This window comes from Staphylococcus sp. GW821-FHT11H10, assembly GCF_058807855.1.
Map to the genome: position 1 here is coordinate 84,182 of NZ_JBXARC010000006.1, position 23,169 is coordinate 107,350.

21 protein-coding genes and 1 riboswitch are annotated in these 23,169 nt (G+C 32.6%); of the genes, 6 read left to right on the plus strand and 15 right to left on the minus strand.

Annotation, left to right across the window (positions count from 1 at the left end):
• Positions 1-224 precede the first annotated feature (224 nt).
• Positions 225-1,151 carry a diacylglycerol/lipid kinase family protein gene (locus AC1RRU_RS05245; protein ID WP_011276429.1) on the plus strand — a complete coding sequence of 309 codons (927 nt, stop codon included), beginning with the start codon at positions 225-227 and terminating at the stop codon, positions 1,149-1,151.
• 72 nt (positions 1,152-1,223) lie between these two features.
• Here AC1RRU_RS05245 and AC1RRU_RS05250 read toward each other — a convergent pair whose 3' ends face one another.
• The 7 genes from AC1RRU_RS05250 to AC1RRU_RS05280 form a co-directional block, all read right to left on the minus strand.
• Positions 1,224-1,757, minus strand: coding sequence for a 5' nucleotidase, NT5C type (locus AC1RRU_RS05250; protein WP_011276430.1), 534 nt, complete (start codon positions 1,755-1,757; stop codon positions 1,224-1,226).
• A 174-nt stretch (positions 1,758-1,931) separates the two neighbouring features.
• Entirely contained in the window at positions 1,932-2,987 is a 1,056-nt protein-coding gene (hisC, locus tag AC1RRU_RS05255) for a histidinol-phosphate transaminase (protein ID WP_011276431.1), read from the minus strand.
• A 107-nt stretch (positions 2,988-3,094) separates the two neighbouring features.
• Positions 3,095-4,609 carry a peptide MFS transporter gene (locus tag AC1RRU_RS05260; RefSeq protein WP_016930966.1) on the minus strand — a complete coding sequence of 505 codons (1,515 nt, stop codon included), beginning with the start codon at positions 4,607-4,609 and terminating at the stop codon, positions 3,095-3,097.
• A gap of 170 nt (positions 4,610-4,779) precedes the next feature.
• Complete coding sequence (locus tag AC1RRU_RS05265; protein ID WP_016930965.1) at positions 4,780-6,294, minus strand: ABC transporter permease/substrate-binding protein; 1,515 nt, start codon at positions 6,292-6,294, stop codon at positions 4,780-4,782.
• The gene (locus AC1RRU_RS05270; RefSeq protein WP_011276434.1) at positions 6,291-7,259 is read right to left on the minus strand and encodes an ABC transporter ATP-binding protein; all 969 of its coding nucleotides are present in this window, start codon (positions 7,257-7,259) and stop codon (positions 6,291-6,293) included. The genes AC1RRU_RS05265 and AC1RRU_RS05270 overlap by 4 nt, the downstream gene beginning before the upstream one ends.
• A gap of 184 nt (positions 7,260-7,443) precedes the next feature.
• Positions 7,444-9,222, minus strand: coding sequence for a DNA helicase RecQ (gene recQ, locus AC1RRU_RS05275; RefSeq protein WP_011276435.1), 1,779 nt, complete (start codon positions 9,220-9,222; stop codon positions 7,444-7,446).
• A gap of 14 nt (positions 9,223-9,236) precedes the next feature.
• On the minus strand, positions 9,237-11,117 hold the full coding sequence (locus AC1RRU_RS05280; protein WP_011276436.1) for an ABC-F family ATP-binding cassette domain-containing protein: 1,881 nt from the start codon (positions 11,115-11,117) through the stop codon (positions 9,237-9,239).
• Positions 11,118-11,236: 119 nt separating this feature from the next.
• Between AC1RRU_RS05280 and AC1RRU_RS05285 the strand changes: the two genes are divergently transcribed.
• Complete coding sequence (locus AC1RRU_RS05285; RefSeq protein WP_011276437.1) at positions 11,237-12,055, plus strand: ZIP family metal transporter; 819 nt, start codon at positions 11,237-11,239, stop codon at positions 12,053-12,055.
• A 147-nt stretch (positions 12,056-12,202) separates the two neighbouring features.
• Here AC1RRU_RS05285 and ltaS read toward each other — a convergent pair whose 3' ends face one another.
• The 7 genes from ltaS to AC1RRU_RS05320 all read right to left on the minus strand — a co-directional run bounded on the left by ltaS (position 12,203) and on the right by AC1RRU_RS05320 (position 19,006).
• Positions 12,203-14,140, minus strand: coding sequence for a polyglycerol-phosphate lipoteichoic acid synthase LtaS (gene ltaS / locus AC1RRU_RS05290; protein ID WP_011276440.1), 1,938 nt, complete (start codon positions 14,138-14,140; stop codon positions 12,203-12,205).
• A 537-nt stretch (positions 14,141-14,677) separates the two neighbouring features.
• The gene (locus AC1RRU_RS05295) at positions 14,678-15,682 is read right to left on the minus strand and encodes a 5-oxoprolinase subunit C family protein (RefSeq protein WP_011276441.1); all 1,005 of its coding nucleotides are present in this window, start codon (positions 15,680-15,682) and stop codon (positions 14,678-14,680) included.
• Positions 15,670-16,386, minus strand: a complete 717-nt coding sequence (locus AC1RRU_RS05300; protein WP_011276442.1) for a 5-oxoprolinase subunit B family protein — start codon at positions 16,384-16,386, stop codon at positions 15,670-15,672. The genes AC1RRU_RS05295 and AC1RRU_RS05300 overlap by 13 nt, the downstream gene beginning before the upstream one ends.
• A gap of 24 nt (positions 16,387-16,410) precedes the next feature.
• Positions 16,411-16,617, minus strand: coding sequence for a hypothetical protein (locus tag AC1RRU_RS05305; RefSeq protein ID WP_011276443.1), 207 nt, complete (start codon positions 16,615-16,617; stop codon positions 16,411-16,413).
• Between the two features lie 57 nt (positions 16,618-16,674).
• Positions 16,675-17,283 carry an aminotransferase class IV gene (locus AC1RRU_RS05310; RefSeq protein WP_011276444.1) on the minus strand — a complete coding sequence of 203 codons (609 nt, stop codon included), beginning with the start codon at positions 17,281-17,283 and terminating at the stop codon, positions 16,675-16,677.
• On the minus strand, positions 17,284-18,429 hold the full coding sequence (locus tag AC1RRU_RS05315) for a chorismate-binding protein (protein ID WP_493196463.1): 1,146 nt from the start codon (positions 18,427-18,429) through the stop codon (positions 17,284-17,286).
• On the minus strand, positions 18,413-19,006 hold the full coding sequence (locus tag AC1RRU_RS05320) for an anthranilate synthase component II (protein ID WP_011276446.1): 594 nt from the start codon (positions 19,004-19,006) through the stop codon (positions 18,413-18,415). Before AC1RRU_RS05320 ends, AC1RRU_RS05315 begins: the two co-directional genes overlap by 17 nt.
• A gap of 154 nt (positions 19,007-19,160) precedes the next feature.
• Positions 19,161-19,207: riboswitch (PreQ1 riboswitch) on the plus strand.
• Between the two features lie 161 nt (positions 19,208-19,368).
• On the opposite strand from AC1RRU_RS05320, the gene queC reads away from it, so the two are divergent.
• From queC to AC1RRU_RS05340, 4 genes are all read left to right on the plus strand, one after another.
• Positions 19,369-20,040, plus strand: a complete 672-nt coding sequence (gene queC / locus AC1RRU_RS05325) for a 7-cyano-7-deazaguanine synthase QueC (protein ID WP_011276447.1) — start codon at positions 19,369-19,371, stop codon at positions 20,038-20,040.
• Between the two features lies 1 nt (position 20,041).
• Positions 20,042-20,461: a 6-carboxytetrahydropterin synthase QueD gene (gene queD, locus AC1RRU_RS05330; RefSeq protein WP_011276448.1), complete on the plus strand. Its 420-nt coding sequence runs from the start codon at positions 20,042-20,044 to the stop codon at positions 20,459-20,461.
• Complete coding sequence (gene queE / locus AC1RRU_RS05335; RefSeq protein WP_011276449.1) at positions 20,461-21,177, plus strand: 7-carboxy-7-deazaguanine synthase QueE; 717 nt, start codon at positions 20,461-20,463, stop codon at positions 21,175-21,177. Before queD ends, queE begins: the two co-directional genes overlap by 1 nt.
• A 104-nt stretch (positions 21,178-21,281) precedes the next feature.
• The gene (locus AC1RRU_RS05340) at positions 21,282-21,893 is read left to right on the plus strand and encodes a DUF2273 domain-containing protein (RefSeq protein ID WP_011276450.1); all 612 of its coding nucleotides are present in this window, start codon (positions 21,282-21,284) and stop codon (positions 21,891-21,893) included.
• A gap of 50 nt (positions 21,894-21,943) precedes the next feature.
• Here the strand turns inward: AC1RRU_RS05340 and AC1RRU_RS05345 are convergent, their stop codons facing one another.
• Positions 21,944-22,933 (minus strand): glycosyltransferase family 2 protein, encoded by a 990-nt coding sequence (locus tag AC1RRU_RS05345; protein ID WP_011276451.1) that lies wholly within the window; start codon positions 22,931-22,933, stop codon positions 21,944-21,946.
• Positions 22,934-23,169 lie beyond the last annotated feature (236 nt).

The window sequence follows — 23,169 nt, forward strand, 5'->3', positions numbered from 1 at the left end:
AAGAAATTCTACAAGCTAAGCAAGCTGGGGATACAACGAAATAAATTTTGAGAAAATATTATTTCTGCCTCGCTCCCTCTATCTTGTATTTTCTTTGTATATCAACTAAAAAAATGTAATGATAAATACTTAAGCACTTGTTTTACTCAAATTATAATTAAGCAAATAACATTTCGGGTAAATAAATGTTAAATCAGAGTAAATAAATGAAAGTAGGCATACGTATGGGTCAAAAATTTAATCATGGTGTTCTTTTTTACCATGAACATAGTGGTCTCAAAGATATATATGAAGGTTTAGGAGAAGTAACTAAATCACTTACTACTATGTGCAAACACCTATCAATTCAACTAAGTGAAAATGAAGGCGACATTATTAAGTATTGTGAAAGAATTAAAAATCAAGAATATAGTAGTGATGTTGATATCGTTTTTATTCTAGGTGGCGATGGTACAGTTAATGAATTAGTTAATGGTGTTTTGGCAAATGACCTAAATGTACCTATTGGAATTATTCCTGGAGGTACATTTAATGATTTCACTAAAACATTAAACTTGAACCCTAACTTTAGTAAAGCTAGTGAACAACTTAAAACGTCTCACTTGGAATCATATGATGTTATGAAAGTGAATGGCACTTATGTGCTTAACTTTGTGGGATTAGGACTTATAGTTCAAAACGCGGAAAACGTGCAAGAAGGTCGTAAAGATATCTTCGGTAAATTAAGCTATGTTGGTTCAACTGTTAAAACATTAATGAATCCAGAAGATTTTGATTATACATTAACTGTAGATGATAAAGAACTTAATGGTAATACCTCTATGCTAGTCGTTGCTAACGGTCCTAATATCGGTGGCAGTAGAATACCACTTATGGATTTATCACCTCAAGATGGTAAATTGAATAGTTTTATTTTTGATAAACAAAGTTTTACTATTCTCAATGATGTGTTCAAAAAACGCGATAGTATGGATTGGAATGAAATTACAAACGGAATTGATCACATAGCCGGTAAACATATTACATTATCGACGGATCCAGTTATGAAAGTAGATATTGACGGTGAAATTAGTCTTGAAACGCCAATTACAATTGAAGTTCTACCAAAAGCACTTCAGATTCTAACTTTTCCAGAGAATGCTGAACAATAAGAATTTATTATACTAATATAAAAGCGATTAAGGTTAATGATAGGGTTATCATACCTTAATCGCTTATTTTAATTACTCTCCTAGAAAGAATGCTTCTACATCTTTCCAACCGTTAACACGTTTAAAACGTTCTTCACTTACATTGTGAGACGCAGTAAAAATGATTGGTTCACCTTCAAATATTTGTAATTGACGAGGATTATCATCTATTAAGTAATCTGTTTTCACTACATTTTTACGACCACAGAAGACAAATTGCTGTGGATCTAAAAATGGAAAGAATTCAAGTAACCACTCATATTTATCATGAAATGAAGTAGGAACATCCATAGCTGCAGTAGCAATGTAAACATCATATTGCTCAGTCAATTTCTTAACGACTTCTTGTGCATGAGGCATAACAGTTAAATTTCTAAAGAAGCCTGGCGCTCTTAAAATATCACGAACTAAACCATCATGCTCTGGTATTACATTTTTAAGCTTTTGTCCATTTAAAGACTCAACTGTAATTCCTAATTCCGTTTTTACGTTAACCGCTTCAATAATTGCACCTAACGTGTCTGCTAATACTTCATCCATATCTATTGCTATAGATTTTCTAGACATACTATCTCTCCCTTAATCATCACCTATATACTTTTAAAGTATAGCAAAAATTTAAAAGGGAGTGCTACAAGACATTTAGAATCTATTATAGCACCCCTTGCATAATCAACTTATGATGTACTTCTAAAACTCAACTAATCATTGTAAGTTAAAGAGCTTACGTATTAGACCAACTTAATAATCAAAATGTTTTAATACTTCAATCATTCTGTCATTTTGTTCTGGGAATCCGATTGTAATACGAACGCCAGTTGGAAACGGACGTGTGATACAACCCACTTTTAGTAACGCTTCATATAATTCTTGTGCTTTTTCAGTTACAACAAATACAAAGTTCGTCTGACTAGGTAAAAAATGTTCACTTTGCGGTATCTCAAAGAATTTTTCACGTTCTTTAGCATTTTTAGCTGTTACATCTTTCAAATACGCTTGATCTTCTAATGCTGCAATCGCTGCGTATTCTGAAATACGAGTGACATTGAATGGTGGTCGAATGATATTCCACTTTTCAATAGCTTCATTTGTAGCTACAACATACCCTACTCGCAAACCAGCTAATCCATATGCTTTAGAGAATGTTCTCAATAAGAATGCATTATCGAATCGTTCTTGCAATTTCAATGTATCTGGATAATCTTCTGCTGTCACAAATTCAAAGTAAGCTTCATCGATCAATACAGGTACATGACTAGGTACGCGTTCTAAAAAGCTTTCTAATTCATCGTGATTGAAATAGGTTCCAGTTGGATTATTCGGATTACATAGCCACACTAAAGCAGTCTCTTCATCGACCTCTTTAATAATATTCTCTAAATCAAACCCACCATTTAGTAGTGGTACTTGAACAACTTCAGCAGATTCTACAATAGCATTATGATAATATTGTCCAAATGTACCTTCACTTGTGACAATTTTATCTCCTGGCGTTAACACTGCTCTTGAAATCATCAAAATAACTTCGTCTAACCCCGCACCAAATAGAATTCGAGAAGGATCCACGTTCAAATGTTCACTAATTGCCTTACGTAATGAAGGTGAGCCCGTCTCAGGATAATAAAATAACTCATCCAAATGTGCTTGAACTGCTTGCTTTGCTTTTGGAGAAGGACCATATAAATTTTCATTTGAAGCAAGTTTATATAATTCGCCTTCTATACCGTGCTTTTCTTTAAGTGCTTGTGGTGATAATCCTGGTTGATACGCTGCTAATTGATTTAATTGTTGTTTCATTGCCAACCACTCCTTTTCAAAAAATTAAAAATGTTTATTCAATTATAAACCTGTTCCCCTAACATTGTTAAATTACAAGTCATTGACTAGTAAAAATTTATATTAACTTAATGTACACCATTCATCGCTTTCTTAACCATTGGAGAAATAGCTACTAAGATAACACCAATAAGCAGTGTAAACAATCCTGAGTATAAGAAGAACTCTTTCTCACTAATAATCTTAAATAATACAACGATTTGGCTATTGAGGCTTTGTGCAGTGGCGTTACTGAGCATCCACAATGCCATCATTTGTGCAGAGAACTTTGCAGGTGCTAATTTAGATGTTACAGATAACCCTACAGGTGAGATACACAATTCACCTAATGTAATTAAGAAGAAACTTAACACTAACCATATAGGGTGAATCAAATGCGCATCACTATTCAAAGGTATAATCATGACTAGATATGATAAACCTGCAAAGATGGCACCTAATGCAAATTTATATACTGCACTTGGATTATGTCTGCCTAATTTAGTCCATAAACTAGCAAAGACAGGTGCTAACATAATAATAAATACTGGATTGATAGACTGGAACCAAGCTGCTGGTATGTGGAAATCTAACGCACCATTAGTCAATTTAGCTAAGCTAAGTTCTGTCTTCTGGTCGGCAAAGTTAGCCAAAACGGTCGAACCTTGTTCTTGAATCATCCAAAATGCAACAGACGTAATAAACAACGGTATGTAACTATAAATTCTAGAACGCTCTTCTTTGTGTGTCTTATTACTTGATAACATATAAACAAAAATACAAATTGGTAACACGATACCTACAATCGTTACAATGACACTAAAACTAGATAAACTCAATTTTCCAATAAATTGCAAGATAAGTAGGATAATTGCGAAAATTACTACGACAATGCCGGTAATAATTGATAATCTTTTGATTTCTTCTTTTCTAAGTGGGTTAGGAACGCTTAAACCAGCCAATCCTAGATTCTTTTTATTTGTAATAAAATAAGTGACTAATCCGATGAACATCCCTATTGCTGCTACCGCAAAACCAAAGTGGAACCCTAATCTTGTTTGTAAGTAACCTGTTGCAAATGGTGATAGAAAACTACCTAAATTGATACCCATATAGAAAATAGTAAAAGCAGCATCTAAACGTCTATCATTGTGGTCATATAATTCACCAACTGTAGTTGAAATATTAGGTTTCAATAAACCTGTACCAATAATAAGTAGTAATAATGCTATCATAACCACTGTTAAACTACCTGGTATCGTTAACATGATGTGACCAAACATAATTAATATGCCGCCATAAAATAATGCATGTCTTGTACCAATGATTCTGTCTGCTATCCAACCCCCGATGGTACCAGACATATAGATGAGTGCGCCATATAATGATACGATTTGTAATGCTGTTCCCTGTGGCAAGCCGAAGCCACCTTTACTAACTGAATAGTACAGATAATAAGCTAGAATCGCTTTCATACCATAGTAACTGAATCGCTCCCAAAATTCAGTAAAGAATAGCGTACTTAACCCTTTGGGATGTCCAAAGAATCCTTTTTGAGGTACACTCTCAACAATCTCTCGTCTCGAATAATTTCTAGTATTCATTTTTCTCCCCCCTAAAAACCATACACGCTTTTTGTGTATTTATAGAATAGTGTAATTAAAATTAATTCAGATTACAATTGTATTTACTAATTTTGCGCTTTAAAAAAAGGAACAAGACAACGAATTCATGATTAATTCGTTGTCTTGTTCCAACATTTTCGCGTGACTATTTATTTTACTAAACCTTCTTTTTCAAGATAATGTTTCGCAACATTATACGGATCTTCATTTTTCACGGTAACTTTGTAATTCATTTCTTGCATCTCTTCATCTGAAATTTTACCCTCTAATTTGTTGAGCGGTTTTTTAATTTCTGGATGTTGCTTTAAGAATTTTTCTTTAAACATTGGTGCACCTTGATATGCTGGGAATACGTGTTTATCATCTTTTAAGACTACCATATTATATTGTTTTAATTCTGCATCTGTTGAATATGCGTCAATTAAATTAATGTCACCTTTTTCTACTGCAGTATAGCGTAATTTAGGCTCCATTTTTTTAACATTAGATAAGTTGAGACCATAAGCTTTCGCCACAGCTTTATAACCATCAGATCGATCATTAAATTCCATAGTGAACCCTGGTTTAATTTTATCTTCAACCTTTTGTAAATCACCAATTGTTTTAATATTATTTTCTTTAGCAAAGTCTCTCTTCACCGCTAAAGCATACGTATTATTATATTTCATAGGTTTTAACATCGTCATGTCATATTTCTTCTCTAGACTTTGTTTAGCTTGTTGATATACTGCATCTTCTTTTTTAGATTTTAAATCTTCTTTAGTTAATTCACCTAATACTGTCCCTGTAAATTCTAAATATCCGTCGATGTCGTCAGATTTTAATGCATTAAACAGGAATGATGTTTTACCCATACCATCTTTAACATCAACTGTATCATCCGTTTCATCCTCAATTAAAATTTTGTACATATTCGTAATAATTGAAGGTTCTGAACCTAATTTACCTGCAAGCGTAATTGTGTCACCTTTTTTACCGAAAAGTGGTACAACAATGACTAATAGTATAATAAGAATCATTGCACCTACAGTGATTAGTAGCTTTTTATAAGATAATTTCTCCATATAACGTAGTATTAAATCAAACATAATTGCGAGTAGTGCAGCAGGAATCGCTCCGATAAGGATTAAAGACGTGTTGTTACGGTCAATACCTAGTAAAATTAAATCTCCTAGTCCACCGGCACCAATTAATGCGGCTAAAGTTGCTGTACCGATAATTAGAACCATAGCAGTACGAATACCGGCCATCATCACTGGCATCGCTATTGGCAATTCTACTTTAGTCAAACGACGCATCGGCTTCATGCCAATACCTTTTGCAGCTTCAATAAGAGACGGATCAACTTCTTTAATGCCCGTATATGTATTTCTCAAAATTGGCAACAATGCATACACAACTAATGCAATAATTGCTGGCACGCGACCAATACCAAATATTGGAATCATTAACCCTAATAATGCCAATGATGGAATGGTTTGTAATATAGCAGCTATATTCATAACGACCTCAGATAACCGCTTCGTCTTTGTTAAAGCAATCCCTAATGGCACAGCGATTAAAATTGCGATTAGTAGTGCAATAAATGAAATTTGGATATGTTCTAAGATGGTCGTAAGTACTTCGCCTTTACGATCATTGAGTGTGCTAAATAATTCGCTCATGCTTTAACCTCCTTGTCATGGTCTATCTCAGATAAATACTTAAAGATATCTTCACGTTTTAAGAGTGATTGCGTGGAGGTTGATACATCATTAACAATAACCGCTTCATGTTGGGCTAATGTAGAATAAACTGAACGTAATTGCGCATCACTATTGATTTCAGGATAATCATGGTGTGTTTCTTTTTCTGTGAGTGGCGAAGTAATATTAAGATCTTTCAACTGTAAGCTTTCTTTATCTTGTTCTAAATGGCTACCCATAAACTCTTCTACAAATTTATTTTTAGGTTGATTACGGAATGCTTGTGGTGTATCTATTTGTTCAACATGCCCATTATTAAGTAAACAAATTCGATCACCTAGCTTCATTGCTTCTTGAATATCATGCGTTACAAATACAATTGTCTTTTTGATTTTAGTTTGTAGTTCTATTAAATCATCTTGTAGTTTCTCGCGACTGATTGGATCCAGTGCACTAAAAGGTTCATCCATCAATATAACTGGTGGATCTACAGCTAATGCTCTTACTACACCAACTCTCTGTCGTTGGCCACCTGATAATTCATCTGGTTTACGATCTCGATATTTTTCAGGTTCTAAACCAACCATTTCAAGTAATTCGTCAACACGTTGATCTATATCTTTATCTTTCCATTTTTTCATCTGTGGAACCTGTGCAATATTCTCTTTAATGGTCATATGAGGGAAAAGTGCGATTTGTTGCAACACATATCCAATATCCCATCTCATTTCATAAACAGGATAATCACTTATAGGTTTATCTTTAAAATAAATATAACCTTCACTTAACGGAATAAGCCTATTAATCATCTTCAAAGTAGTTGTTTTACCACACCCTGATGGACCTATAATTACAAAAAACTCACCCTCATTTATTTTGAAACTTACATCATCAACTGCCACATTATCCCCATAACGTTTTGTTACGTTTTTAAATTCAATCATTTAGTCACCTTCATTTGCTTTACTTATTCAAATAGTTTGCATTCTTATTCCCTATTTAAACATGTTTAATGATGAATTCATATTAAATTAATCGAAATATAGAAATTACATTTAAAATTAATAATGTGGCAATAAAATAAAGGTAAGGTTCGCTACAGAAATAGTAACAACCTTACCTTTTACTTTATATACTCGCTTTATATGAATGTATAATCTCTAAGAATTTCGGACAATAATGTTTTAATTTATAGCTACCAACACCATCTATAGATATCATTTCTTGTTTGGATTCTGGTTTGCGTTTAGCAAACTCTTCTAACGTGTAATCCGAAAAAATACTAACCGGTGCAATATTCAATTTCTCACTTAACTTACGTCGAACTTCAACTAATTCACTGTATAATGCTCGATCTACACCTTCAACTGTATTGATATAGACTTTTTCTTTGGATTTTTGTTTAAATGGTGTCGTAAATACTTTCTCTTTATTGTTAAGTAACTTTTTAACACTTTCATCACATATTAAGATTTCATCATTTTCATTTAAAAACCCTTTGAAACGCAATTCATCAATTAAATGATTTAATTCTGAAGTGGTATAATCTTTCATCAAACCATGTGTCGTCAACTTATCATAATCATTATATTTAATATAATCACTTGTTTCTCCACGCAAGACTTGAATGATTACGCTATAGCTTTCTTTTTGACGCATGCGTGCGATACAACTAATAATCATTTTAGCTTCTTGCGTCATATCATATGTTTTATTTTGTTGAATACAGCTACTACATTGTCCGCACTCTTCTAATTTTTCGTTAGGTTCAAAATAATGTACTACAGTCGCTTCAAGGCATTTTTTTGTTTTCGTGTATTGAATCATTTTAGTGAGTTTCTCACCCATTTTATCTTTATAATCTTCATCAGCCTGTGAAACTGTAATAAAATATTCATGCAATCCTTTATCACGTTCACTAAATAAAAGAATGCATTCACTTTCTAATCCATCACGACCTGCACGACCTGCCTCTTGATAATATGATTCTAAATCACCTGGCATATTATAGTGTATAACGTATCTAACATTTGATTTATCTATCCCCATACCAAAGGCGTTTGTCGCAATAACAACCTTCACTTTATCATATACAAATTCATTTTGAGCGGCCTCGCGTTCTTTGTTTGTTAAACCAGCATGATAAATTGCCGAAGAAACATTGATAACATCTAATGCTTCTTGTAACTCCTCAACTTGCTTACGTGTAGAGCAATAGATAATTCCTGCTTGTTCTTTATGTTTCTGCACATAATCTACAACAAATTTCTGACGTTGATAGGTAGGATTCACTTTAAAAATAAGATTCCGACGTTTCGTACTTGTTTTTACTTCATCTCGTCTATCTATGTTTAACTTTTCCATAATATCTTGCTGTACTTCTGCAGTAGCTGTTGCCGTTAATGCAACGATTGTAAAGTTTTGAGGTAATGTGAATACTTTTTTAATGACACTTTGATAGCTAGGTCTAAAGTCATGCCCCCACTTAGATATACAATGTGCCTCATCAAATGCGATAAGATGAATATCAATTCGACTTAATAAACTTAAAAAATATTGATTATCGAAACGTTCTGGTGCAACATATAAAAACTGAATATGACCTTTCCTTAAATCATCTTCGATTTCTTTTTGTTGCTTCTTAGTTAAACTACTATTTAAGAATGCTGCTTTAATCCCCATTGCTTTAAGTTGATCAACTTGGTCTTTCATTAAAGATATTAGTGGACTTATTACAATTGTCGTTCCACCTAACATTAATCCAGGCACTTGGTAGCAAATTGATTTACCACCACCTGTAGGTAATACACCTAAAACATTATGATGATCCATTATTTTAGTTATGATTTCTTTTTGACCAGGTCTGAACTTGTCATACCCAAAATAATGCGATAATGTTGCTTCCATACTTTACATTCCCCTTATTGCTCTTTTAGTTCTTCTAATTCACTCCATCTCGTGATGTCTGTTTCATATGTTAGCTCTAAATGTTCTTTCTCTTCATTTAATTCTTTGATTTTGCCATAATCAGCACTGGCCTCAATCATCTCTTCATCTATTTCTTCTAAGCGTGTTTCAGTTTGTTCAATACGTTCCATCAAAGTTTCATATTCTCGTTTTTCCTTATAAGACAACCCTGATTTTTTTCGCGCCGTTGTTTTTTGCTTTGGTTGTTGTGCTTGTTTCTCTAGTGCAGCTAATTTATCCTGCTCTTTCTTATAAGTCTCATAATCTTCAAAGGTCCCTACAATACGTTCCATCTTTCCGTCATGAATATACCAGTACTCTTGAGCGACTTTATTTAAAAAATAGCGATCGTGACTAACAGTTATAACTGAACCACCAAAACTACTAATATAGTCCTCTAAAATAGTTAATGTTTCTGTATCTAAGTCATTTGTCGGTTCATCTAGCAACAGTACATTAGGTTGATGCACGAGTAATCTTAATAAATATAAGCGTTTTTGCTCTCCGCCTGATAATTTGTATATCTTCTTACCATGTGTTGAGCTTGGGAACAAGAAACGTTCTAGTAATTGAGTTACAGAAATTGAAGTCCCATCCTTCTCTTTAGCCACTTCACTCTCTTCTCGTAGGTAATCAATCATACGTATATCTCTATCTAACGTTTCTTCTGTTTGTTTAAAGTATGCTACTTTTACAGTTTGGCCAATTTTAAGTGTGCCTGTATAATCGTTGTCTTCTCCGCTTAAAATATTTAATAATGTTGTCTTTCCAGCTCCATTTGGCCCAACAATACCAATACGTTGCCCACTTTGAATAATTTCAGTAATATCTTCAAATAATGTTCTGCCGTTAATTTGTTTTGAAAGTTTTTCTAACTCATACACTTGTTTGCCTAATCTTGAATACGCTAGATTCAATTGCCCTTTATCTTGAACGTGTTGATCTTGCACTTCTGATTCTAAATCATTAAAACGGTTGATACGTGCTTGTTGCTTTGTCGTTCTTGCCTTAGCGCCAGCTCTCATCCAAGCTAATTCTTGTTTATATAAAGCCTTTTGCTTTTCTTGTTGTTTTTGTTCAATAATTTCATTTTCTGCTCGCATTGCTATGTAATCTTCATAATTACCTGGATAAGATTTTAATTTACCTCTATCTAATTCAATGATTCTACTCGCAATTTCATTTAAAAAGTAACGATCATGAGTTACGAACAATACGGTATGAGGATACTGCTTTACATAATTGATTAGCCATGTTATAGATTCAAAGTCTAGGTGGTTTGTAGGTTCGTCTAATAATAATAGATCAGGTTGTTCAATAAGCGTTTTAGCAAGCACTACGCGTTTTTGCTGACCACCTGACAGTTCGTTCACCTTTTTGGTCGTGTCATTAATACCTAGTTTAGATAATATGGTTTTAATTTCTGCATTATAATCCCATGCACTATTTTGGTCCATAGCCTCTTGTGCTTTCATCATCTTTTGAAAATGCGCGTCATCTTGTTGTTGTGAATAAGCATTAACTGCTTCTTCGTAAGCTTTTATAATTTGAAGAGTCGATGTGTCTGAACTAAGTACAGCTTGAAAAACAGTCATATCTCCATCTAAATCCTGCTTTTGAGAAGAATACCGTATACGATATTGATTAGGATGCGTAATATCAGCTGTATAATCATCATCTATATTCCCGATAACTTTAAGTAGAGTACTTTTACCAGTACCATTTATTCCAACCAATCCTATTCTTTCATGTTCAGAAATAGATAGGTTTAAATCATCGAAAATGATTTTATCCGCATATGATTTATTTAAGTGCTCTATTTTATACGCTTCCATGCATCTACTTCCTTTTCCAAATCGAAATATCGAATTTTTTAAATATTTTTGATAAGCTTAAATCAGTTCTATATATTATACACCTTTTTAGGCTTAAATGATACAAGGAGACAAGAGTTATGATTGACTTTTTCGAAAATTTACCGCCTTATTTACAGGCGCTTGTAGCAGGTATTATTACTTGGCTACTCACAGCATTAGGTGCTGCTTCTGTATTTATATTTAAATCCGTAAATAAACGAATACTAACATCTATGCAAGGATTTGCTGCGGGCATTATGATAGCTGCCAGCTTTTGGTCTTTATTACAACCCTCTATTGAATATGGTAAAGATGGTAGTTTGCCTGCTTGGTTACCTGCTGCAATTGGCTTTTTGTTTGGTGGTATCTTCATACGTGTCCTCGATTCAGTTATTCCTCATTTACATCAAAGAATTGGCGATAAGAGTCAGTACCGCGAGGGTGTTAAGACTTCTTTAAGTAAGAATACGCTATTAGTACTAGCTATTACATTACATAATATTCCAGAAGGTCTATCGATTGGTGTTGCTTTTGGTGGAATTGCAACTGGTAATAGTCAAGCTACATTTTTAGGTGCTTTAGGCTTAGCGATTGGTATAGGAATACAAAACATTCCAGAAGGTGCAGCATTATCAATGCCTATTAGAGCTGCAGGCGCATCTCGTTGGAAAGCTTTCAATTACGGTCAAGCTTCAGCAATTGTAGAACCTATCTTTGCTACTATCGGAGCTGCATTGATTTTAGTTATTACACCTATTTTACCTTATGCGTTAGCTTTTGCAGCTGGCGCTATGATATTCGTTGTAGTTGAAGAACTTATACCTGACTCACAATCTGGTAACAATACTGATTTAGCAACACTAAGTCTAATGATTGGCTTTACAATTATGATGATTTTAGATGTAGCACTTGGATAATACTTGCTATTATCATAGATATTTAAATTAATAATGAATTCGATATTATTTTATTAAAACTCTTATTTAAAATACTTGTCTATGACATTAACTAAATTGAAATACAAACAAAAAACGAGTTGAACGTTTGTTCAACTCGTTTTGTTATTATTTTTGGTTACCTTTTGGCCCAGTTTTATATTCATATTTAGATGGGTCAATTTTTTTGAAATCAGGGTTTTTATAGAATCTGAACAAGTCACCATTTAAGACATTGTCACTCATTTCTAAATCTTTCTCAACCTGTTTCTTATTCTTATCTAAATCTTTTGGTTGCGTCTCTAATAATTCGTTAGTTTTATTAGAATATGCTTTACCGTTTACATATTTGTAATCTTTCGTGATGAAATCACCATTACGGAATGGAATTACATCATTATGATCTTTAGATAACATGTCAGTACCAAACATTAAGAAGTTTTTAGAGTCAATTCCTACTAAATGTAATATAGTAGGCATAACATCCATTTGACCAGCATATGTCTTATCTACTGTACCTTCTTTACCAGGAATTTTTAGCCAGAAACCTGTACGATTTAAGTCCATAAATTTCGCTGGCGTAATCTTTTCACCTAATAATTTTTCCATCGCATTATTATGGTTCTCTGAAATACCATAATGGTCACCATAAATCATAATAACTGAATCGTCGTATAAACCTTTCTTCTTAAGATCAGTTACGTACTCTTCAAGTGCTTGGTCTAAATAATGCGCTGTTTGAATGTAACCATCAACAGTTGAATCACCTGTATTAGGTTTATCAATATCTGCATCTTCCTCACTCAATGTGAATGGATAGTGGTTTGTTAATGTAATTAAGTGTGAATAGAATGGTCCTTTCATTTTAGATTGATATTCTGCTGACTCTTTAAAGAACGGTTTATCTTTTAAACCTAAGTTAACAATATTATCGTCAGACATATCATAATATGTTGCATCGTAGAATTTATCAATACCAAAATGTTTATAAACTTGGTCACGGTTCCAGAATGTTTTATAGTCACCGTGCATAACATCAGAAGTATAACCTTGCTTTTGATCTAAAATAGCAGGTAATGATTGGTAAGTATTATCACCTTTCAATGAATATGCAGAACCTTGTGGTAAACCATAAAGGCTGTTATCCATTGTGAACTCAGCGTCTGATGTTTTACCTTGACCAGTTTGATGGAAGAAGTTTGGATAGTATCTAAAATCTTCGTTACCTGTAGATAATTTATTTAAGAACGGTGTTACTTCTTTACCATTAACCTTTTTATTGATTAAAAATGTTTGGAAACTTTCTAGATGTATTTTAATAATATTTTTCTTCTTAGCAGCACCAAAATACTCTGAATTTGGTGTTGTATTTTTTTGTTTCGTGTAATTCAATACTTTAGTTAGGTCATCTTCAGAAGCCAATGCTTTTTGTTGGTTATTCTGGATTGTTTTAACGCCATCATAAACTGTAAAGTTATATGGACCTAAATACTTCACTAAATATTTATGGTCAAACGTACGTGTTAATAACTCAGGACGATCTGTTTCAGCAAAAGCTAAGTTCAAGAAGAATAATGCTACTGAAGCAGCCATTACAACCGGTACAAACTTTTTACTGAAGACCCGCTTATCTAACCAACTTCCTTTGAAAATAAGGATGAATAGATAAACAATAGTATCTATAAAGTAAACAAAGTCATACCATTTAAATGATGCCCCAACAGCACCACCCATAGACTCAACATTCCCCGCTTGGTTAAGTGTACTAAATGTTAAAAAGTCCGAGAAGAATCTAAAATAAACTACATTTGCATATAGCAAGAATGATAGTAAAAATCCTCCAATAAAGATGAACCAATATGCTTTTTTTCCTTTAAAGAATAAGAACACACTTAAAATAAGCGCGATTAAACTATATGGATTCATCAATAGTATTAAGTTTTGAACTAGTCCTTTAACACCCAAAGAAAAATCAACATAATATGAAAAATACGTCTTCAATGTCACTGTAAAAACAGTCAGTAAGAAAAACGCAAAAAGACTTATTTTCTTTTTGTGTAAACTCATGTATGTTTCCTCCGTTTATAGTTATTCAACTTTGAAGAAATGTTAAAGACTTAACCGAAGACTTAAACACTCACTCAAATATGACCGTTATGCAATTACTTACTAGTTTTTAAATTTCGCTATTTTAATTTATTAAGAATATGTCATACACATACATTAAATACAAACGATAATTCACTCTTACATATTTATCCCAATGACGAACTATATGTTAGTAATGCCTTATGTATACAATGTTGGATGCTATTCTATTTAATTATTAATAAAATATTAACAAATTATGAACTTTGTAATATTATTGTAATATTGCCCGTAGTTCAATATATAAATATATAGTATTTTTACTCATTTATCAAGAAAAAACATCTTTATATATCGACATCTCAATAGTTTGTCACAAATATATACAAGTATAATGATGACGCACTGATTTATTTATTATAGCTTTTTATATGATATTTTTAATCAGACTATAGACCTACTCAATCTATTAAAAATCCGTATAAATAAATCGTACATTCAATTAATTATTAACAGTTATTTCATCATTTCTAATTGCATTCTGAATTCAATACCGTGAAACAGTTGATTCATCCAATTGCTAAATTTCACAACATTTTTTTCAGCGGTTTCAATATCAATAAATTGGAATTTCAAACGTGAACCTTGTGGTTTCTGTGCAAGTTTAGTCAAATGATAACTCGCAATCGTTCCAATTTGAGGGTAACTTCCTATTGTATAATGATCGTTTAATAAGATAATCGGTGTACCATCTCGTTTAACTTGAATTGTTCCTCTTTTAACAGATTGATGTGCAGGCATATCATCGTAATATGCTTTTATCTTCTCACCATCTAATAACATACCAACACGATTTGATTTATTAGTTACTTTATATTCGCCTTTAATAAAATGGGATTGCGTTTCCTTATCAAAGTCTTCAGTACCTTTATTTGCGATAACATGAAACACGTCAGAGATATAGTTGAACGACAATGCATAACCATCAATCCCCCAATCAGTAGTACGCTTTTCTTTTAGATTCTCAAATAACTTATGATGACGTTCAGTATATTCTCTTTTCATTTCAACTTCATCGCCATTTTCAAGTTTACGCCCGTGATAGCCACCAATGTGAACATTTAAATCCGTAGAATTCGAACCCAGCCAATTGTCTAATTTAAATCCTCCACCTATAGCAAGATATACACGTGACGTTTTATTTGTTTCTTTAAAAGATAACACATCATCTTTACCTAAAAGGTATAGTTTATAAGGTTTTACTCGCATGTTTTGTGTATAAGCTTCAAAATTTTGACCTGTTAATGCAATCAAAGTAGGTTCAGTGAATCGAATTTTAGCCATTATATGTGTCATTTCAAGTGTTGCTTCATTCTTGTCATTAGCGACAAGACGATTTGCTATTTCATGACCTAGCGTGTCTAAAGCTCCACACGGAATAACACCTGCATATTCATATCCATGACGCCCGAAATCTTGAAAGCTACTAAACAATCCGGCTTTTTCTATTATGATTGACATGGTTTAAATTCTCCTAATTCAATATCTTTGCGTTTTTCTGGTTTGAATGTGACATTATCTCCTAATTTTAGCAGTGTAAAATCTTCTTTTTCAGGAGTAAACAACGTCATAGGCGTGTACCCTATCACTAACCAATCATTATATGTATCAGTTGTAACAATCCCGCATTTTTTTCCTTCAATAATAACTGAACCTGCAGTAACAAGTTTCTTCTTATTACTTGTATGATTAACATACAATGCCTCATTCATTCCAGTTAAATATGGAAAGCCAGGAGCATAGCCCATCATAGAGACAAAGTAAGCATTATCAGAATGTAATTGAATAAATTCATCTTTTGTTAATTTGTAATACTCTAGCAAGTCCTGTAAATCGGGACCAAATTCATCACCATAAATAATAGGAATTTCATAGGTCGTGCTCTCATCTTTGTTCATTTCTAATTGTTTTATTTCTTCTTGAATAGATGTTACTAGTGCCTTCATATATTGAAAAGGTGAAGTAATATTATGATGTTTAATCATATCTCGAGCATCATAGCAAATCATCATATCTGATTCAGTAGGCACAATTTCAGTTATAAATGGCAAATCTTTCTCTAATAAATGATTACGCACTGCGATTAACTCAGTTGTTACATTTTTAGATACATCTTTTTCAACCGCAATTACAATTGCTTGATCTCCCTGACTATAAATTTTCATAACTCCACCTCAAAATAATTATGTTTAATGATGATAAAATATATTTAGAAAATCAACCACATAAGGAATGATTGATTTAATTAAAAAATAAATGAATACACATTGAATTAAAACGGTAACGGTTGCCACAATTCGTGCCTTAATGAGTGCATTATTATTTAAATATCGATCTGCTAAATATTTACTTATCACATTTAAAATCACAATAATTACAACCCATAATATTGCCATATTTCACTCCGTTAGTTCGTTTTTATCAATAAATACGCATATACTTCCAATATTATTTTATAGATAAATAGACACATCGGCAACCTCTCGTAAACTATTTAGTAAATAGATACGTACCTGCTGATTAGTTAATTTCTCGCTGAGTTCTGTTTTAGTATAATTTTTGATTGAAAGTTTTCCTTCATCTATAAGAGATTGACGCATGCATCCCAATAAAAAGTCGTTGTCATAACTCGGCGTATAGTATGTACCTTCTTCCTCTATCATGATATTACCAATATCAAATTCCAGAATCTTACCTTTTTCATCATATAATAATATTAAATCTGTTTCATGATTGTGTGCTAAATGCCGGCGTTCTGTGGTTTTGTTAATGATATATCGTTCGTTATAATGCGTTTGAACTTGCTGAAATTTAGCCGTAAACAGCGACTTTTGAGATAAAGGTTTAATTACATAATTCATATCGCCAGTTTTATCTATTTCTATTTTAAGTCGGAACGTGCCCTGTTGATGATTTTTTATAATCTCCTTTACAAGATGTAACCAGTTCTCCTTTGAAAAGGCATAACCTAAACGTCCACATGATTGTTGTATTCGATTAATATGATATTGAAGTCTTGGAATTTCACCATTTTCTAAACGCATCGTTTCAAACAAGTTCATTTATAACATCTCCAATATCTTTGTTTTATCTCGAAACTCTTGTACTTCTTTTTCAGGTATAGAATCAATCGTAATCCCTGCACCCACACCGTAATGAACTTTCTCATTTCGATACTCAAGCGTTCGAATTGGAATATTAAATATCATTTTATCATCCGGGCATAATAATCCAATTGTGCCACAATAAATATATCTAGGATTAGCCTCAAGCGCTTTAATGTATAACATCGTATTAAGTTTCGGTGCGCCCGTAATAGAACCACATGGAAACAGCGCTTTTAGAATATCAGTCAAACTCGTTTCGGCTTCTAATCGACCCGAGACCATACTCGTCATTTGATAAACAGTCTTATAACTTTCTATAAAGAATGGCTTATTAACGTGTATAGTTCCTGGCTTAGAAATTCTAGAAATATCATTACGCAATAAATCAACAATCATTACATTTTCAGCACGATCTTTAAGAGAGTTCTTCAATATTTCATAATTCATCAAATCTTCATCTTTATTAATACTACGTGGCATTGTCCCTTTCATCGGTTTACTTACGACTACATTTTCTTGGTTATTAAATGCTCCTTTTTGAAAGAATAATTCAGGAGAAATTGAGGCAACTTTAATCTCTTCTACATCTAATAATGCAGTATAACCACCATTATTTGTCTGAGTTAAATAATAATATAAATCAGAGATTGGGTAATGGATATCACTAACTAAACGTGTTGTATAGTTCACTTGATACGTTTCTCCATCAGTGATTGCGTCTTGAACTTGTTTAATCTTATCTTGCATTTCTGCATCACTTTCCAAAAAGCGAAACTGATGTTTAGGAATGTAGCTTTGTGAAAGATTGTTAGACGGATGTTTAGCCATATTAGGATTGAAACTATATGCAAGAGCTATGACTTGATTATTATCCAATTCGTGCGTAGCCATTTCTTGATTAAAAAATTTTGCCGCTTCATATGTAAGATAAAGTGCTACGTATCGTCCGTTTGATTGTTCATCTTGAGCAAAGCGAACTACTGCACCGATGTCATTCAAAGTGTAAGCCACCTTTTTAGAGACATACGTGTCAAAATTCAATGCTATTGTTTCAAAATGATCAGGTGTCGTATAGTATCGATAATTAAATGCGATGTTCATAGTCTATCCTCACTTTTTCTAAAAATAGTCGAATCTGTTCATGCCCATATTCACTTAAAATAGATTCAGGATGATACTGAACGCCATAAATAGGATATTGATTATGTTCAAAAGCCATTATAATCCCCTCTTCGTTATAAGCTGTCATATTTAAAACGGTAGGGATATGATTTTTATCAGCAATCAGTGAATGATATCTCATTACTTCAAACGATTTAGGTAGTCCTTTAAATAGTCCAGTTCCTCTATGAGTTAACGTCGTGGTATGACCGTGAACCGGCTTTAATCCATGAATAATCGTACCTCCATAATATTCATAAATAAATTGGAAACCTAAACAGACACCTAATATAGGAATTTCACCCTCAAATTGATTCATAATTTCAGTTAAAATTGGATAGTCACTAGGTTTACCTGGACCTGGCGAGATGACAATTGCCTCTACGTTAGATGACCTTAATAGATCAACGGAAACGTCATCTACCTCGTATACAACTATCTCTTTATCAGTTTCTGTCTTAAAATAATCTATTAAATTATATGTAAATGAATCTTTATTATCTATAACTATAATCATTTATGTCGCTCCAACTCTATGTTAAATAAATTCATCTATAACCTTATTATAATTAATAATTTTTTGAAAATGTAAGGGTTTACTATTTATATTGCTTTAAAATATAGCTTGATTTTAAGAAGTGAATATATTACGCTAACTAGCGTACTAAAACTCAAAAGAGGTTCCTAGCTGAAACCCTCTATAAAAAACTAGACAATAATCGAAATATTTAGTTTGAAAGTAACATTACTTTTATATAACTAGTTGAAATGTTTCTAAGTCTATCTTTTTTATAGAGATAGACTTTTTTTATGTTCTCATGGCTAGGTTAGAGACGGCATAAAGTATCATTCTAATCTTTTCAAAAAAGGAGAATATTCATGACAAATCAAAATTTAAACAAGGACAAAGCCATTGTAGTATTTAGCGGGGGGCAAGATAGCACAACGTGTTTATTTTACGCTAAAAAACATTTTAAAGATGTTGAATTGGTAACATTTAATTACGGTCAACGACATGATGCAGAAATTGAAGTTGCTACACGCATCGCAAAAGAGCAAAATTTAAAACATCATATTTTAGATATGTCACTATTATCACAATTAACTCCAAACGCCTTAACACAACATGATATGGACATTGAAACTGGTGAAGACGGTATTCCAAACACGTTTGTACCAGCACGTAATTTATTATTCTTATCATTTGCTGGTGCATTAGCTTATCAACGCAATGCTAAACATATTATTACCGGGGTTTGTGAAACGGACTTTTCAGGTTATCCAGACTGTCGTGATAGCTTTATTAAATCAATGAATGTAACGCTTAGTTTATCTATGGATAAAGACTTTGTTATTCATACCCCTTTAATGTGGTTAGACAAAGCACAGACATGGGAACTTAGTGACGAATTAGGTGTTCTAGATTATATTCGACACAATACACTTACATGCTATAACGGTGTGATTGGTGATGGTTGTGGTGAATGTCCAGCGTGTCAATTAAGACAACGTGGTCTACAACATTATTTAGAAGCAAAAGGAGCGAATTAAAATGATTCAACAACTCTATCCGTCAGTTGCCCACCCCTATAGTTTTGAACTTAATAAAGATTTTAATTTTTCAGCCGCGCATTACATTCCAAGTGAAGATGCCGGTAAATGTATGAGAACACACGGGCATACTTACTTTGTTAATTTAACAATTGCAGGCGATAAACTCGATCATAATGGTTTCTTAATCAATTTTAGTGATTTGAAAAAACTAATCCACGACCAATTCGATCACTACTTATTAAATGATTTACCTCAATTTAAAGATAAGAGTCCCTCAACTGAAGTTGTAGCTCAAACAATATATAAAATGGTCCAAACTCATCTACAAAACTGTGATAATCAACCTGAATGTGTCCAAGTTTATCTACGTGAAACGCCGACTAGTTATGTGGTATATCGCCCAAAGGAGTATAAATAATGGCTGCTAAAATTCCAGTACTCGAAATTTTTGGACCTACGATTCAAGGTGAAGGACGTGTTATAGGTCGCAAAACGATGTTTGTTAGAACTGCAGGTTGTGATTATCGTTGTAGTTGGTGTGACTCTGCTTTCACTTGGGATGGAAGTGCTAAAGAAGACATTAAGTTAATGACAGCTGAAGAAATATATAATCAACTGAAAAAAATCGGCGGTGACCGTTTTGATCACGTTACGATATCTGGAGGTAACCCAGCACTAATTAAAGGTATACAAGATTTAGTGGATTTATTTGAAGAAAAACAGATATACACTGCTTTAGAGACTCAAGGAAGTAAATTCCAACCATGGATGAGACAAATTAACGATTTAACTATAAGTCCTAAACCACCAAGCTCTAACATGAAACCTAACATTGACATATTAGATAGTGTAATCGAACAATGCATTGAATCAACACTTAATTTAAAGGTTGTTATTTTTGATGATGATGATTACGAATTCGCTAAAATGATACATCATCGCTACCCAAACATTCCTTTTTACTTACAAGTCGGTAATCCCTACCTAGATGATGATGTTGACAACCATACAGAGAAACTTTTAAGTCGATATGAAGCATTAGTTGATAGAGTAATGGCTAGTAATGATATGAACCAAGTTTATGTTTTACCACAGTTGCATACGTTACTGTGGAGTAACAAAAAAGGTGTTTAATAATTACTTTATAAATGAAAAATATTTTTTAAGTGTTTTGAAATGATTAAGTTTGTTTTAATTGGTATAATGTTCTAATGAACTATGTGAGATAGGAGTACAGCATGATTATATATGTATTAATTAATATCGCCGTAGTGCTTGGTGTACTCGGCCTTGACTTATATAAGCACCAATTCAAACAGCTTAAATTTAGCTCCGTATTAATAGCAATAACGATTAACGCTTTAATTAATGCTATCGTCATCGACAAATTTAATTTTATAACATTATGCTCAATCGCTTTTTTTATATGTTGGTTGGGACTTCAATTTTACTTGAATCATCAACACTATACACTTGTAATTTACGAGTATAAATCGATTGCCTTGATATTTTCTATCATAATAAGTTGCTCATTATTTATTACCTATGGATCAAGTGATCAATCAATTTACATGTCTGTTCCATACTTAGCGCCAACAATATTCTTAATAGGTGCTAGTGCAATATTTTTAGGTACTTTCTCTAGAGGAGAGCTTGGAATTTTTAAATTTATAAAAAAGCTTAAATTTCCAATTACTATAGGCTATATGCTTATTATAATTTCGATTGTATTATTAACTATTTTGACGCCATTCTGGTATATCTTCTTAATCATCTATATTCTTTTAGGTATCTATCTAGCATGGCAACTTAAAAATACTAATTTAAAACATCATATAGAAAATAAATAAACGCTTGAAGTTTCATCATTTAAAACTTCAAGCGTTTATTTTGATTTTTATTAATGTACTTTTTCTTTCTCTTGCTCTACTACTTTGAGATCGTGCGTTGGTTCTTTTAAATTTGATGCTTGCACAATATATTTAGGTCGTTGCTTAACTTCATAGTAAATCCGTCCAATGTATTCACCTACTACACCAATAGAAATCAATTGAATTCCGCCAATAAGTAATACCGCAGCTATCGTTGTAAAATAACCAGGATTATTAATGCCATTGACCATTATACCTATCAGCAGATACAAGATATAAACGATACTTAAACTGAATATCGTCATTCCGAGATAAATCATCGCACGTAAAGGTTTATTATTAAATGAAATTAGCCCATCAATACCGTAATTTAATAATTTAGTGAATGTCCATTTAGAATGACCCGCTTCTCGTTCTACATTTTGATATGTAAAGATTTTAGTATTATAACCAATCCATTCAAATAAACCTTTTGAAAAGCGGTTATATTCTTTAAGAGAAGACATTGCTTTAACTGCACGTTGACTCAATAATCTAAAGTCACCGACACCATCTATGAATTCAATGTCTTCGACAAAGCTATTTATCAATTTATAATATAACTTAGTCATTGACTTACGGGCTATGTTCTCACCTGTTCGATCTCGCTTAGCAATAACTTGGTCATACCCCTCTTGGAATCCTTCTATCATTTGTGGAATGAATTCTGGTGGATGTTGTAAATCTCCATCTACCATCACCACAGCATCACATTTCACACTATGCTGAAAACCAGCTATCATTGCTGATTCTTTACCAAAATTTCGGCTGAAAGAAATATATTTAACATGTTGATCTAAGCTTGCTAAATGTTGAACATGGTCGATTGTGTTATCTTTACTACCATCGTCGACAAATAAAAGGTCATAATCATACCCTTTGTCCAAGCTATCTTCCATCAAAATTTCAGTCAATTTGTCGTAAGTTTTTGTTACGACTTCACCTTCGTTAAAACAAGGCACAATGACTCTGATTTTCATTAAATTACATCCTTTTCATCATTCTTAGTACTATTTTATCAATAAAATAAATAACTATTCTACTAAAAACTATGCAATTAACAAATAATTAATAAAAATTAAATAAAAAATATACAATCATTCTATAATTTTCAATGTCTGATTTCATTTAATAGAAACGGCTCTATAATAAATTGGACTGATGACTAAAAATCATCAGTCCAATTTTTATGTTTGAATACAAAAATGGCGCAATT

Excerpts from the sequence above, each read along its gene's own strand:
- AC1RRU_RS05285 (WP_011276437.1), top strand. The coding sequence starts at position 11,237 with ATGATTGACTTTTTCGAAAATTTACCGCCTTATTTACAGGCGCTTGTA.
- AC1RRU_RS05305 (WP_011276443.1), bottom strand. The coding sequence starts at position 16,617 with ATGGCAATATTATGGGTTGTAATTATTGTGATTTTAAATGTGATAAGT.
- AC1RRU_RS05300 (WP_011276442.1), bottom strand. The coding sequence starts at position 16,386 with ATGAAAATTTATAGTCAGGGAGATCAAGCAATTGTAATTGCGGTTGAA.
- AC1RRU_RS05280 (WP_011276436.1), bottom strand. The coding sequence starts at position 11,117 with ATGGAAGCGTATAAAATAGAGCACTTAAATAAATCATATGCGGATAAA.
- AC1RRU_RS05270 (WP_011276434.1), bottom strand. The coding sequence starts at position 7,259 with ATGATTGAATTTAAAAACGTAACAAAACGTTATGGGGATAATGTGGCA.
- AC1RRU_RS05250 (WP_011276430.1), bottom strand. The coding sequence starts at position 1,757 with ATGTCTAGAAAATCTATAGCAATAGATATGGATGAAGTATTAGCAGAC.
- AC1RRU_RS05320 (WP_011276446.1), bottom strand. The coding sequence starts at position 19,006 with ATGATTATAGTTATAGATAATAAAGATTCATTTACATATAATTTAATA.
- AC1RRU_RS05265 (WP_016930965.1), bottom strand. The coding sequence starts at position 6,294 with ATGAGCGAATTATTTAGCACACTCAATGATCGTAAAGGCGAAGTACTT.
- AC1RRU_RS05245 (WP_011276429.1), top strand. The coding sequence starts at position 225 with ATGGGTCAAAAATTTAATCATGGTGTTCTTTTTTACCATGAACATAGT.
- AC1RRU_RS05295 (WP_011276441.1), bottom strand. The coding sequence starts at position 15,682 with ATGTCAATCATAATAGAAAAAGCCGGATTGTTTAGTAGCTTTCAAGAT.
- AC1RRU_RS05340 (WP_011276450.1), top strand. The coding sequence starts at position 21,282 with ATGATTATATATGTATTAATTAATATCGCCGTAGTGCTTGGTGTACTC.
- hisC (WP_011276431.1), bottom strand. The coding sequence starts at position 2,987 with ATGAAACAACAATTAAATCAATTAGCAGCGTATCAACCAGGATTATCA.
- queD (WP_011276448.1), top strand. The coding sequence starts at position 20,042 with ATGATTCAACAACTCTATCCGTCAGTTGCCCACCCCTATAGTTTTGAA.
- recQ (WP_011276435.1), bottom strand. The coding sequence starts at position 9,222 with ATGGAAGCAACATTATCGCATTATTTTGGGTATGACAAGTTCAGACCT.
- queE (WP_011276449.1), top strand. The coding sequence starts at position 20,461 with ATGGCTGCTAAAATTCCAGTACTCGAAATTTTTGGACCTACGATTCAA.
- ltaS (WP_011276440.1), bottom strand. The coding sequence starts at position 14,140 with ATGAGTTTACACAAAAAGAAAATAAGTCTTTTTGCGTTTTTCTTACTG.
- AC1RRU_RS05310 (WP_011276444.1), bottom strand. The coding sequence starts at position 17,283 with ATGAACTTGTTTGAAACGATGCGTTTAGAAAATGGTGAAATTCCAAGA.
- AC1RRU_RS05260 (WP_016930966.1), bottom strand. The coding sequence starts at position 4,609 with ATGAATACTAGAAATTATTCGAGACGAGAGATTGTTGAGAGTGTACCT.
- queC (WP_011276447.1), top strand. The coding sequence starts at position 19,369 with ATGACAAATCAAAATTTAAACAAGGACAAAGCCATTGTAGTATTTAGC.
- AC1RRU_RS05345 (WP_011276451.1), bottom strand. The coding sequence starts at position 22,933 with ATGAAAATCAGAGTCATTGTGCCTTGTTTTAACGAAGGTGAAGTCGTA.
- AC1RRU_RS05315 (WP_493196463.1), bottom strand. The coding sequence starts at position 18,429 with ATGAACATCGCATTTAATTATCGATACTATACGACACCTGATCATTTT.